Raw genomic sequence first — 12965 nt, 5'->3', positions numbered from 1 at the left:
TTTATTTATCAAGGTCCACGGCACTTTTCGTGTGTCCAAAAATACTTATTGCGTTTTATATTTGGACCCTCGCAGCGCGCACAGTTATAGCGCACATCCTCACCGTATATAACCCTAACTTCAATGTTTAATTCAGCAAGATATGTGACACCTTTCAACAGAAGCGAAAACCTATCACACCACTGGCGAGGTATCCTAACCTCGCCTCCTCAAGTGTAGCGGTAATTGTATATTTTACCATAAAACTTGACTATAGCAAGGGTATATGCTATTCTATTCTCAAAAAACAAACATGCTATATCTCTTTGAAAGGGGCAGTTAATGGAACAGTGGATTACAGATCTTATTAGTGGTTTACCCAACCTGGCTCTTTTTGCGATAATTGCGGTGACGCTTTATACACTCGGCAAAGGTGCGGATTGGCTTGTGGATGAAGCCGTAATTCTCTCAACCCGATGGGGTCTGGGAAAAGCGGTCATCGGTGCCACGATTGTGAGCATCGGTACGACAACACCAGAGGCGGCGGTCTCTGTACTATCGGCAATACAAGGGAAACCCGGGCTTGCACTCGGCAACGCCGTCGGTTCAATTATTTGTGATACGGGGCTTATTTTGGGATTGGCATCCTTGATTGCTCCCTTACCCCTCAACCGCGAGTTGGCTTCACGCCTCTCAAACGTGCAGGTAGGTGCCGGTATCCTTCTGGTCGTCGGTTGTTTTCCGTGGACATCTCCAGCAAAAGTTTTCACACAAGGCGGGACACTGCCACAACTTGTAGGTGTTATTTTTGTTGTCCTTCTGGCACTGTACATCTGGCAATCCATCCGATGGGCAGCCGCAGTAGGCGCGAACCCTGAGAACGGAGAAGTGGCAGAGGCGGAGGAGGCTGGATCCTTCAGAACACTTATTAAACTCATCGGGTCAATTGCTATTATTGTTATTTCTGCTCAAATCTTAATCCCCAGCGTAAGCATCATGGCGGAAAGGATTGGCGTGCCGAAGCATATTATCTCGGCGACGCTGGTTGCGTTCGGAACATCGCTCCCAGAACTGGTAACGGCAATAACAGCGGTCAGACGTGGACATGGTGAATTAGCAGTCGGTAACATCATCGGCGCGGATATTCTCAATGTGCTTTTTGTGGCGGGTGTCTCTGCCTCTGCAACGCAAGGGGGTCTACAGGCAGACGGTCAATTTTTCCAGTTCCTATTCCCTGCAATGTTGTTCATTCTCATCGTCTTCCGGTGCGGTATTTTTGTATCAGGCGACCAGTTGAAACGTCCCTTTGGCGTGGTGCTGGTTGCAACATGGATTTTGGTAACCATCTTGAGTTACGTTCTTTCGATTGAGATGCATTAGGTGGCTATCAGCAGTCAGCCAGTGGCACTTAGCAAGGGATTGTCTGAATCAGGATTTACAAGATTTTAGGATTTGCGGGATTCGCTAACGGGCAATGAATTGCCCTACTACAAACAGATCGGTTTGCAGTCGTGCGATTTTGCGGCGGACTCGCCCAAATGCGACGCGCCTTATCGTAATTCTTGACAAATTTGTAAAGATATGTGAAAGTATAACCTCAAGTTTCGACACAAGTTCCAGAAAGCGCAAAGGAGGCATCACAATGGATAACAATCAAGCATCGACGGAGGTTTATCGCGCTCCGGCTTTTGCTGATTTTAAACCTGAACTCTCAGCACCTGGACCGACCCCTGAAAGGTTAGCACATTTGCGGGAACACGGTTTCGTCATTATCGACGATTTTGTTGGCAACCCGTGGATTCCAATCCTACGAGAAGCAGGTCGTCGGGTTACGCAAGCGTGCGCGCCAGAGAACGTCTACGATGTCATCGACTGCTCAAAGGGATACGTCCATCGGGCAGGTGAGAATGAACCTTGGGCAATTCGAGGCTTAATTCATCCGGCTTTCAATGAATCGGTTTTCGCTGAGTTTTACGGATCCCCTGATTTCACGGGTTTCGTCGAATCGTGGACGGGCGCGAAGCCTGAAGACCTCGTAATGACGAACATCCTCCTCTGGTGTAATCCCCGTAAGAAAGAGAATAGACTTGGGTGGCATCGGGACACCACATGGTGGGGCACAGGGAAAAGTTACCACTCACAAGAAGCCGACCGCGGAGAGGGACCTGAAGCCTATTCCGAGGAAGTCGAGCGAATCCGCTGGAAAGAGATTCAGGAAAACAATGAGAAGTCCATCACGCAACGCAACGGCGTGAGTATGTTTCTCGCCCTGACAGATGACGAATGCCATGAACTCATTCCGGGGAGTCATCATCGATGGCGGACGCCGTTAGAACACGACGTGTTACTGCCGAAATCCATGAAGGATCAAGGTGTGCCATATACACCGAGTTGGAACGGTGAGGATCCGTTGCCCGGGCAAGTCGCTATCCGTCTCAAGCCGGGTCAAGCACTCATCCGCAACGGCGTGACGATTCACACAGGACACTGTGTGCCTGAACGTGAGCGCAATACGTTGGCAATCGGATGGTCGAAGTGGGGCGGTCCCTCCGATGAAGAACCGACGGTCTCCGATGCACGGTTCGCATGGATGCTCGATCCCGCCGTCCGGGACGCACTTCCGCATGAATGGATGAAGACTGCTTGGGAGCGTTGGGCTGCGAGATATAAACTCGGTGATACGCTTGAGGATCGCTACGCTGGATTTGACATTCAGCAGATCAAATCGGGGAAAGTGGTTGGGTGGCAAACCGAACTGGAACGTCAAGCCGCTGCTGCAGGCGACAAGTAGGAACGTTATCAGAAATTGTAATTTGGCGATTGGCGGTTGGCAATTAGTTGTCTACACCGGGGTTCAAGGATTTCAAGGATTCGCTAACGGGCAATGAATTGCCCTACTACGAACCAACGAAACCTCGCCAGCAAAATACAGAGGCGGATCCGATGATTCGCCTTTTTTATTTTCTATAGTTTAGGGTTAAGCTGGCGGTGCGATGAGACGGACAAACGAGCGAGAAACCTCATCTAACTCTTCGCGAACGGCTGAATCGAGTTCCCAACCGACACTGCCGAGTGTATCGTCGAGTTGCTCAATTGTGTCGCTGCCACTGATGGCGATGGTGACTTCTGGATGTGAAAGCACCCACGCCACGGCGAGTTGTGCTGGTGTTTTGCCCAATTCGGCTGCCAACCGCTTGAGAGTTGAAATCACCTGTCCAGTTGCACCACTCATCCGCTGCGAAAACGCATCTTGGCGTTTTGCCCATAACGTACCAGCCGGTGGTGGTTCATCAGGAGAATAGACACCGCTCAACAGACCGACCGCTAACGGACTGTAACACATGACCCCTAACCCTTCCTCACGGACCAGACCGAACATCTCCGTCTCCAAATCCCGATTCAGAAGGTTATACATATTCTGGATGCACATATAAGGCGTTGCGTTGATGCTATCGGCGATCCAGAGTGCCTTACACGCCTGCCACGCCTGATGATTACAGCAACCGATATAACGCGTCTTACCCGAACGTACCAGATCGTCTAATGCCCGAATCGTCTCTTCCTGTGGCGTTGTCTCATCATAGGCGTGAATGAGGTAGACATCAATATGGTCGGTATTGAGTCGCTTCAAGGAACGTTCAACCTCACGCATGATATGGTAGCGCGACAAGCCAGTATCGTTCGGACCCGGACCCATCTGACTGAAAACCTTTGACGTAATCACAACATCATCACGTTTCCCTCGAATCGCTTTACCAAGGATCTCCTCAGAACGACCAACGTTGGCGCGATCGTCCATCAGTCCATAGATGTTAGCGCAGTCGATGAGGTTGATACCCGAGTCAATGGCGTGCTCAATGAGTCTGTGGGCGGCATCGGCGTCGCCTTGTCCTCTGAGTCCTAAGCCTAACGCGAGCGGGCTCACTTTAACCCCCACCTTTCCAAAATTGACATACTCCATAGATAGATTCCTTTTCTACATTCCCCTGAACAGTGCGAACAATGCAATTATTGCAGAAACGATTGCGGTCCCCACTGCTATCCGACTCCATAAAGTCGCCCCCGCTTCTAACTTCCCTTCCATTTTTCCTCGGATCCAACCGACCCCTTGCTCCAAAAGTCCCATACGGGTTTCCAGAGACTCAAATTTCTGATCAACTTTCTGTTCCAGCCGTTCATATTGCTGATCAACTTTCTGTTCCAACCGTTCATATTGCTGATCAGATCTCTGCTGAAGCTGATCAGTTTTCCGCTCCAACCGCTCTAAGGCAGATAGGACACGTTCCCTAAAATCTTGATCTGACATTAGAACCCCTCCTTTTCTATTAGGATAGCATATATAGCAGGAACACGGCAAGTCCTACTTTTTTATCACGATTGGTACAACCCTGATGCCGCTCGCCTCAAAGCACCAACGACCCGCTGCATATCTTTCGGCATCGGTGCTGAAAAGGTTAAATTTTCGCTTGTAGCGGGATGCACAAAACCGAGAAGCCTGGCATGCAACGCTTGCCGTTTTAGGAGAACAAGCACTTGTCGCAGTTCAACCGTATCTGCATCGTTTAAGGCACGCTGTTCTCCACCATAAATTGCATCCCCGGCTACCGGATGACCGATATGTTGCAGATGCACACGAATCTGATGGAGTCGTCCGGTTTCTAACCTGAGCTGCATAAATGCAAACTTCGGATACGCTTCCAAAATTTCGTAGTGCGTGACGGCATGTCGTCCGCCGGTTTCAATCGTTGTCATCCGTCGCCGGTCCCGTCGACTCCGAGCAATCTGAGCATCTATCGTGCCAGCAGTTTTGGTAGGTGTACCACAGACGACAGCGACGTATTGCCGGGTAATACTATGCTTCTCAAACTGAACGGCGAGCCCGCGATGTACAACATCCGTTTTCGCAACAACCAGAATTCCCGAGGTATCCTTGTCCAACCTGTGAACAATCCCTGGTCTCTCCACTCCACCAATACCGGACAGGTCTGCCCGACAGTGCGCGAGGAGCGCGTTGACAAGCGTTCCGACATTCACCCCATTTGCCGGATGAACGAGCATTCCTGCGGGTTTGTTCAAAACAATCAAGTGGCTATCCTCGTGAAGGATATCAAGTGCGACCTTCTCAGGCTGTAGGGTATCCAAAGGACGCGGGGCAGGAAACGTCAAACAGACTCGGTCCCCGTCTTGAAGCTGATAACTCGGTTGTTTGGTAATTTTGTCGTTGACAGTGACTTCACCCGCGCGAATCAGTTTCTGGAGGTAAGTCCGAGAGACCCCTTCAGTTGTACGGATTAGAAATCTGTCCAAGCGGGTGCTGTGCTGATCTTCTTGGACGTGATAATCTCGCGTCTGGTTTGTCAATTTCTTCTATGCCTCGCGATGTCTCGTCGAAATCCGAGTTACATCAAGTATTCGCGCTCCCTAAAGATTCTAATAGCGAAATACAGGAACACTACCGTCAACAAACAAATAACCAAAAGTGCCACCCATGCTGGGGGCGGTGAACTCCCTAAGAACGCATTAAGTTGGCTTCGCGGTAGTTTGTAACTCGGAAATAGGACAAAAAGGTAGTGGGATATAGATAATCGCTTAATTCCCACTGTCATTAACGGGCTTGAGGCAATTCTTTCCCAACCCATCACGAATATTAATCCCCAGAGGACGGGATTCTTAAACTTTGCTGCTAAAACGGCTGCGAGTGCCCCGTAAACTAACAACGCCAACGTCAACGAGACTGTGTACCGCAAACTCATCCCAAACTGAAACAACACACTTTTGTCGAGTCTCGGATGTGTTACCATAACGCCTGTCAGAATCAGGTGTGATACAGCAATGAGGGCAATAGTGCCAAGGAAATAGGCTACGAACTTACTAAGGAGAATTGCCGATTTACGGAGCGGACGCATCTGGAGATACGTCAAGCCTTTGCCATCAATCTCATCGGAGATAATAGCGGTTCCATAAAAAATCGCACACAGGTTCACTAAAAGTCCGTACAAAATAAGGGTTATCTGTGGAATGAACCGATTCGCCATTCCACCGCTTCGTACGATAAACCGAAAGACGAGGGCAATGACAATCGGTAGCAGGCATCCGAGCAGAATTAATGCGGTTCGACGACTCCAGAACATCTGGCGGAACGTTACCTTAAAGAGCGCGAAATAGGCAGGAAAAGATTTGGAATTGATAATCATTTACAACCTTGCGTCGGTGAAAGTCTAAGATAATAGTAGCATTAATTTGACGAATTTGGCAAATTTTTTTGGCAGAAGACTGGATTGCAAAATTAAATACAGATGTGATATGATACGGTATCAATATCCAGTTCTCTGCGATTCAGGAAACAAAATGTGATGCGTTGTTTTCTGTTTCCTACTGGTCTACTTGGAGGATGTAGCAATGAATCAGCACGATTTCACTGTCACCGATTCGGAAATTAATTTTTTCAAGACGTTCGGTTACCTCAGTTTTCCACAACTGATGGCAGACCGGATCACAGCGATTCAAGATGCTTTTGAAGCCGTCTGGCAGGAGAGAGGCGGCGGTCATGACGGTAAACCGCATGAAGGGACTGCCCGTTCCTGTATCGTCCCGTTCATCGATCAACACGAAGAATTGTGCTCACTACTGGACGATCCGAGGATCCTCGCCATCGCGAAGACGTTGCTCGGTGACGACTTCAACTATATGGGCAGCGACGGTAATTTCTATGTCGGCGATACAGGATGGCACTCGGACGGCGGACATAAGTTAGAAGACCCGATGCATATAAAAATTGCATTCTATCTCGATCCGCTGACGCGCGATACGGGGGCACTTCGCGTCATTCCCGGTAGTCACCTATTCGGCGATAACTATGCCGATGGACTCTCAAAGCAGGTCGGCAAGAGCCAAGAACTCTGGGAAATACATGGACGGGATGTGCCAGCAACGGTTTTTGAGACAACTCCGGGCGATTTGGTGCTGTTCAATCATAACACAAAACACGCTGCTTTCGGTGGTGGAATCCGCCGACGGATGTTCACCATGAACCTGTGTCAACGGTATCCTAATGACAAGTTAGATGCGTTGCAAGCCTATATAGGTGGCTCTGCACGGTTCTGGATTGACCGGAAGTATGGCGAGAAGATGACACGTACGGCAACGCCCGAACGGTGGATACACCTCGAACAGGTCAGGGCAAACGATGGGCACTTGGCTGAACTCTCGCGCCAAGCCCGGGAACGGATGAATGAACCGTCACGCGGATAGTGCCCGTTGCCACGCCTCTCGAACAAACGCGATGGATTCTGTAAAACCTTCTTTTCCTAAACGGCTGGCTTCTTCGATGCTAAGCCAGCCGTCATAACCCGCCCGTCTCATACGAGAGAAGACCTCTGGAATCGGTGAGGCACCCGTGCCAACCCGAACCGCCTCGAACTTTCCTGCTTCACGCATATCAAAGATATGAAGCACAACGACGCGCGCAACGACTTCGTCCAAAAGTGCCAAAACATCTTCATTGAGAACGAGTGGGTTTGCTGTGTCGAAACAGACACCAAGCGGCGTGTCCGAGAGGGCATTCAGGATCTCTAAAAAAATCTCTGTCGGTTGTGAGAAGTCCCAATAATCCCAAGGCGCGCCTTTGGTATGATTCTCGTAGGCGAGGGTGATACCGTGGCTTTCGGCTGTGTCAAGTGCGCGACGGAATCCGTCTATTACCCACTCAACTCCAGATGTGCGTTCGACACCCGGATGGTTTTGTCCTGCGGTCACACGAATGAATTTTGCTCCTAACGTCTTTGCTAATTCAATGTCTGCCTTTAGATTGACTAACTCTTGCTGGCGTTGGGTTGGATCGGGATGTGTGAAGTCGGAGTAGCAGGCGAGCATGCACGGACGGACATCAAACTTTTCCAGCGCGGTGATCGTGTGATTCAATGTCGCTGCATCGCGTTCTGGGAAGAATTTGATGCTGAAATCGACTGCATCTAACCCTAATTCCGCGCCGAATTGAATCCAGTTAGCAACGCTGCTTTTTCCAGAAAAGATGTCGTCATAAAGAGAGACGGGGAGACAGCTGAGTTTCATAAATACCTCCTTTTAAAACATAAACCGGTACATCGGACGTTCCAAAGCGATTCCAATTAATGTCCAAATTGCGCCAACGACGAAATCACCAATAACCAATCCGATAAAGAACGGCATCGCACGCCGATACGTACGCAAACCTCCCGCCTGAAAGAGAATCGCTTTCATCCCCCACGATAAGAAGATCGAAAACCAATACCAACTCGTGTTCCAGAAACTCAGCGACAGCGCATAGCCTGCGGGGTGAAAGGGCCACCAGATAAACCGACGGCGTAGCATCATGAGAAGTGTCGTCAAGGCAACCGCGCCGCCAGAAGCGGAGACAGCACCGACATCTATGGATTGTGGGTTAATGAGCCACTGCTTCAATTGCTCGTAAGTCCAGCGGCACTGTCCCTGCTCACCGTAGACTGCAGCACCGTAATGATAACCTTGGGCGTAGTATGCCCACGCCGATGAAATCGTCGCAACGACGGTTACCAAAATCACAGCAATAATAAATCGGTTATGCGACAACCCGCGCAACTGTGCCACCTTGAACCCCTCTAACATAATTGGCATTGGATGGCAACGATAGGAACGGTTAAAGCCGTGAAACATACTAAAGGTCGTCAATCCTTCAGCACCGATGCGGCGTGTGCCCAAGAAGGAGACGAGGACTTTATCGGGTCGCCACGGTACGTCGTGCGCAGGCGGTCCGACTTCCGCACGGATGCGCGTAATCGCAATCGCTAATGCGAAAAAGAGTACGAAGTAACCGAAGATGCTGAAGATAGGTGCGCCTGTGCTTTTAAAAAAATAAAGGACAAAAATACTACCCACTATCAAGCCGATTATAGCATATCGCGTGTGTGTTGCAGGCGTTCCCGTTGTCTCTTTCTGTCCATTGCCACCCCAGAAGGCGTTCTTTATTTGTTGCACGATGAATTTCCGGGTGAGCCATACAGCGGAAATACCTAAACAGAACCAAGCACCGAACGATTGCGCATCAAGAAATGGGAACCCCGGTAGATGACCGATGCCCGCCATCGTTCCCCATACGCGCGTCATTTTGTGGAAGAGATAGAAAAACCAGATAGAGAATGAGAGTTCCAAGGGTATGAAAAAACTCATTCCAACCGCAAACGGATAGACAGCAATCGGTAGTCTTCCGATGGCGTTCAGCGGTTTTGTCTGGAAGTATTGCCCGAAGTTGTAAAGCTTCCCACCTAACCCCGGCACGACTGGAAATAGGAAGTGCAGCCCATTGAGGATATTCATACCACCGGCAAGTACAGCAGCCAGCAAAAATAACCGGTTTCTCAAAAGCGTATTCCCGCCATTTTCTGTCAGCTGCAGTGGAATCTGAATGACTGGATAACTCAACTTCTCGTGGTTCACCCACTGGTGTCGGATGAGGATCGTGACACAGAGCATCATACAGGTTAGCACAATAACGAGCGCAGACCACCAAAGCACAGGAGTCATCCAGAGTTGTAGGTGTTCCGCAGTGTGAAGCGATGAATCCCCCTGATAAAAACTGGCTAACACTCCTCTATCTTTGATAGTGAGCCAATCCGGCATGTGCTGATGAAATAACTCACCCCATTCGTTCTCTGGACTCGCAAACCAGATCGGATAGGCGAGCAGGGGCCACAATATCTGGAGTGTATCGTGTCCGGCAATAGAAGAAGCGATGGAGACGAGCAGATAAATCACCATCAACTCCGCGTCGGTGAAACTCGAACCCTTTCGGATTGTCCGGAGTAGTGGGTTGAACGCCATTAAGATGAGGATAACAAAAATAACATTGAAATAGACGGTCGTGACAGTGGGAAAACTCTGACCGGTGCCATAACCACTGGGACCCCAGTTAATCATGAGCCAGTAAGAGTTCGGAATGGTGATGAGGAGTGAAAGCATCACAGCGCGAAGGCTGACATCTCTGTTTGGCATTTTTTACAGCTTACCGGTGCGGCGCGTATTCCCAATCAAAGCGTTGTCGTCCATAACGCGTGCCATCAATTTCGGCCTGGTGGCAGACGAAGCACCTATGGGCTTCGGTGACACCGTGCAGCTCATGCGCTAACTGAATTTCTTCTGTGTTATGCACGTGGCATTTGAGACAGGTATAACTGTGATAGAAATTATCGGCGTAGATGGCGATTTTATCTTCTACTTTTCGTGCATGATAGGTGCGGTTCTTCTCAGGGTCTGTAATTGTCCAAGCGTTCCCTATTTCTTTGACGGCAACGGGAGCTGTTTCCGGCACTCTGGCTTCATTCTGTAAGAGCCACCAGTGTAAATCATCTGGAACAATCTCTGAGGTATCCAATTCGGTATCCACGCCTGGGTGAAGCACCAAATCAAGGTGGAAGATCAGGGGTTCGGATGTATGACATCTGGCGCAAGGCACGTCATGAACATCGGTGAGTGGGAGGAATTCGTCGTGTTCGAGTTTTTTCTGACCGTGGAAAACGATACCGACAAGCAGCACAGGTGCCAAGATGAGATGGCATCGGAGGAGTATCTGTCGCGTCCTACGCGCGGTGAGACTCACAGCGACACCGGTGCCTAAATTCAAGAGGGCGAGTATAAAAGTAAGCCATGAGTGCCATACAAGTGGTTGGAACGCCGAATGCAGCAGCACAAGGCACAAGCCTAATGAGGCAAGTCGTTGGTGGTATTTTAACCACGTTTGTCGGTTTCCCCATCGGATCCAGCGACTTCGGAGGATATAGAGACTAGCGATGACAATAGCGATAGCACCGATGATGCTGAGGGTATGCCTCGCTTCACCGAAGCTGCCTGCTTGCCAGATACAGAGGAATGAGATAACGGCGGCACCGATGATCCCGTGTCCAATTTGGATAAAGACTCGCATGGGGTTAATTTAGCACGGATACAAAAGGAGGGCAAGGATTTTTTTAGGGTTTACGCCGGGTCGGTGTCTGCATCGGTGCCTTGATGTTTCTGAAGGGCTGCCGCCTTATACGCAGCAACCAACTCTTTTTCAAAATCAATCCAGAGCTCGAGCCGCCGCCAACGAGACACCGTCGAATCTGTGACCTTGAAGTGGGACGCAATCTCAGCATTGCTCCGCCCCTTGAAAGACATCTCACAGGCTGCGAGAATCCTGCCTTTTGAATTACTACGCATCTTCCCCTCCTCTTCAGCCGCCTTTGCCGGTTGGCTGTTATCCGTTGTGAACCGCGTCCATTGGCAGTGTCGTCCCAGGTCTTTAATAAAACGTAGCGATGAGAGTGTCGACGGTTCTCATCGCTACATTAGGTTTGGTCAGTTCCGCGCGTTGCGCGCATGGCCCCCTGACCGCCAGCATTTAGTTTGAATTTAGGAGGTTAATGTCGTCCTAAAAAGACAGGGTGAGTTTAGCGTCATCCCAGGACGTGCCGATTAGCCGTCAGCACGCTTCACTTCGTTTCGCTTTCAGCCGTCAGCCATCAGCAAAGACGCAAGCGTTATAAAGTAGGGGTAGGTCTTGTGCCTACCTTCGTGGATACCCACCGTTGCGTAGGGGCAACCCTTGGGGTTGCCGCCTATCTTTCTGATCGCTGAAAGGATTGCGTAGCAATCCGCCCTGACCCCTGACGGCTATTTGCTATTTCAAAATCACCATCTTCCGCAGCGGCGACATTTCATCGGTTTCCAACTGGTAGAAATAGATTCCACTCGCCACGCGTTCACCAAGTGCGTTCCGACCGTCCCAATACGCCGCACGACTCCGAGATGTATAGTAACCCGCCGATTGATGACCTACGGACAACTCGCGCACCAACACGCCTTGTGCATCGTAGATGCTGATTTTCACATCAGCACTTTCTGCCAAGTGATACGGGATCCACGTCTCCGGGTTGAACGGGTTCGGATAGTTTGCCAACAAGACGGTCTCGTCCGGACGTGCGTTTGCCAACAGATGTTGCAGATACAACAATGCACGCTGCGCTGCGATCGACGCATCCCCCGATGCCAACAACACCTCGACCTGCTCCTGCACACGATCGAAGTCGATGTCAAGTGCCTTCACATCCACATCAATTGCCGGTGCCGCGACATCGTCGTCAAGGTTACCCAAGACGAGAATCAGGTCGGTCACATCCACTTCGCCGTTACCGTCAACGTCCGTGCGTGGGTTCGCGATGTCTGCACCGCTCTGTCCGATCGCTGCGGCAACTGCCCGTGTATCGGCATTGTTCACCGCACCGTCGCGGTTGATGTCATACCGTGAGAAATTCGTCTGCGCGTTGTTCGTCTGTTGCGTATTCCGAGTCCCTGGCTGCGTCGTCGCCATCTGTCCATCTGTCGCCGTGATGCTCAACGCAATACCTGTCGGACCCATCAGACCCGAAGCAACGTCTCGGACGAACTTACCCGCAAGGTTGGAACGTTGAATCTTACCGGCACCCTTCGTCCAGTAAATCTTGTTGTCCGCAGAATCCACAGCAAGCGAGGTCGGCACACCCGAGGCGAAGGTCTTCAACGCCTGCGCGTTAGACCCGTCAAGGTTCGACCGATTCAGACTCCCGCTGCCGTCAGCGTTCCGTTCTATCCAGTAAACCTTCCCTTTCGCAACGGAAAGTCCTAACGGCTCGCCTAAACCTGTAGCGATGTTCTGGATCGTTAACTGTGCGTCTGTGAGATCAATCCGACGGATCCTGCCGATAGACTCCGTCCAATACAGATGTCCATTAGAGACGACGATCGTCGGGTTGCGAAGGTTCTCCAACACGTTCGTCAGTTTCGTGCTACCCGCCGTCTGCATGCTCTGGATACGACCCCGTGAATTCGCCCAGTAGAGCGTATCCCCCATGCTATCCACTGTTATCCCTCTCGGCACGGCAGTGATCGTCTTCAACGTCCGGACGTTGCCACCGTTCAGGTTCGCACGCCGGATGTCGCCCCGGTTCTCGCCTGTTTGC

12 protein-coding genes are annotated in these 12965 nt (G+C 50.5%); 3 read left to right on the top strand and 9 right to left on the bottom strand.

Going from position 1 to position 12965, the window contains the following annotated elements; translation table 11 throughout:
- The first annotated feature begins 321 nt into the window (after positions 1 to 321).
- A complete protein-coding gene (locus tag OXN25_23130; protein MDE0427761.1) occupies positions 322 to 1359 on the top strand; it encodes a sodium:calcium antiporter in 1038 nt (345 codons plus the stop codon).
- 262 nt (positions 1360 to 1621) lie between these two features.
- Positions 1622 to 2770, top strand: a complete 1149-nt coding sequence (locus OXN25_23125) for a hypothetical protein (GenBank protein MDE0427760.1) — start codon at positions 1622 to 1624, stop codon at positions 2768 to 2770.
- Positions 2771 to 2956: 186 nt separating this feature from the next.
- On the opposite strand, the gene OXN25_23120 is transcribed toward OXN25_23125, so the two are convergent.
- The 4 genes from OXN25_23120 to OXN25_23105 all read right to left on the bottom strand — a co-directional run bounded on the left by OXN25_23120 (position 2957) and on the right by OXN25_23105 (position 6173).
- Positions 2957 to 3940: an aldo/keto reductase gene (locus tag OXN25_23120; protein ID MDE0427759.1), complete on the bottom strand. Its 984-nt coding sequence runs from the start codon at positions 3938 to 3940 to the stop codon at positions 2957 to 2959.
- Positions 3941 to 3955: 15 nt separating this feature from the next.
- Positions 3956 to 4285 carry a hypothetical protein gene (locus tag OXN25_23115; protein ID MDE0427758.1) on the bottom strand — a complete coding sequence of 110 codons (330 nt, stop codon included), beginning with the start codon at positions 4283 to 4285 and terminating at the stop codon, positions 3956 to 3958.
- Positions 4286 to 4350: 65 nt separating this feature from the next.
- Positions 4351 to 5340 (bottom strand): RluA family pseudouridine synthase, encoded by a 990-nt coding sequence (locus tag OXN25_23110; GenBank protein MDE0427757.1) that lies wholly within the window; start codon positions 5338 to 5340, stop codon positions 4351 to 4353.
- 38 nt (positions 5341 to 5378) lie between these two features.
- Entirely contained in the window at positions 5379 to 6173 is a 795-nt protein-coding gene (locus OXN25_23105; protein ID MDE0427756.1) for an ABC transporter permease, read from the bottom strand.
- Between the two features lie 205 nt (positions 6174 to 6378).
- Between OXN25_23105 and OXN25_23100 the strand changes: the two genes are divergently transcribed.
- Positions 6379 to 7230 (top strand): phytanoyl-CoA dioxygenase family protein, encoded by an 852-nt coding sequence (locus tag OXN25_23100; protein MDE0427755.1) that lies wholly within the window; start codon positions 6379 to 6381, stop codon positions 7228 to 7230.
- On the opposite strand, the gene OXN25_23095 is transcribed toward OXN25_23100, so the two are convergent.
- The 5 genes from OXN25_23095 to OXN25_23075 form a co-directional block, all read right to left on the bottom strand.
- On the bottom strand, positions 7219 to 8049 hold the full coding sequence (locus tag OXN25_23095) for a sugar phosphate isomerase/epimerase (protein ID MDE0427754.1): 831 nt from the start codon (positions 8047 to 8049) through the stop codon (positions 7219 to 7221). The two genes, OXN25_23100 and OXN25_23095, sit on opposite strands and share 12 nt — an antisense overlap.
- 12 nt (positions 8050 to 8061) lie before the next feature.
- On the bottom strand, positions 8062 to 9984 hold the full coding sequence (locus OXN25_23090; GenBank protein MDE0427753.1) for a hypothetical protein: 1923 nt from the start codon (positions 9982 to 9984) through the stop codon (positions 8062 to 8064).
- 10 nt (positions 9985 to 9994) lie between these two features.
- On the bottom strand, positions 9995 to 10912 hold the full coding sequence (locus OXN25_23085) for a hypothetical protein (protein MDE0427752.1): 918 nt from the start codon (positions 10910 to 10912) through the stop codon (positions 9995 to 9997).
- A 50-nt stretch (positions 10913 to 10962) separates the two neighbouring features.
- A complete protein-coding gene (locus OXN25_23080) occupies positions 10963 to 11187 on the bottom strand; it encodes a hypothetical protein (protein ID MDE0427751.1) in 225 nt (74 codons plus the stop codon).
- 460 nt (positions 11188 to 11647) lie between these two features.
- A partial coding sequence (locus OXN25_23075) for a T9SS type A sorting domain-containing protein (protein MDE0427750.1) occupies positions 11648 to 12965 on the bottom strand: 1318 nt, incomplete at its 5' end.

The sequence above is a fragment of the Candidatus Poribacteria bacterium genome (genome assembly GCA_028820845.1).
Taxonomy (GTDB): domain Bacteria; phylum Poribacteria; class WGA-4E; order WGA-4E; family WGA-3G; genus WGA-3G.
This window is presented reverse-complemented; position numbering and strand designations above follow the sequence as displayed.

Coding starts and splice junctions, on each gene's coding strand:
- OXN25_23130 (MDE0427761.1), top strand. CDS start 322: ATGGAACAGTGGATTACAGATCTTATTAGTGGTTTACCCAACCTGGCT.
- OXN25_23125 (MDE0427760.1), top strand. CDS start 1,622: ATGGATAACAATCAAGCATCGACGGAGGTTTATCGCGCTCCGGCTTTT.
- OXN25_23120 (MDE0427759.1), bottom strand. CDS start 3,940: ATGGAGTATGTCAATTTTGGAAAGGTGGGGGTTAAAGTGAGCCCGCTC.
- OXN25_23115 (MDE0427758.1), bottom strand. CDS start 4,285: ATGTCAGATCAAGATTTTAGGGAACGTGTCCTATCTGCCTTAGAGCGG.
- OXN25_23105 (MDE0427756.1), bottom strand. CDS start 6,173: ATGATTATCAATTCCAAATCTTTTCCTGCCTATTTCGCGCTCTTTAAG.
- OXN25_23100 (MDE0427755.1), top strand. CDS start 6,379: ATGAATCAGCACGATTTCACTGTCACCGATTCGGAAATTAATTTTTTC.
- OXN25_23095 (MDE0427754.1), bottom strand. CDS start 8,049: ATGAAACTCAGCTGTCTCCCCGTCTCTCTTTATGACGACATCTTTTCT.
- OXN25_23090 (MDE0427753.1), bottom strand. CDS start 9,984: ATGCCAAACAGAGATGTCAGCCTTCGCGCTGTGATGCTTTCACTCCTC.
- OXN25_23085 (MDE0427752.1), bottom strand. CDS start 10,912: ATGCGAGTCTTTATCCAAATTGGACACGGGATCATCGGTGCCGCCGTT.
- OXN25_23080 (MDE0427751.1), bottom strand. CDS start 11,187: ATGCGTAGTAATTCAAAAGGCAGGATTCTCGCAGCCTGTGAGATGTCT.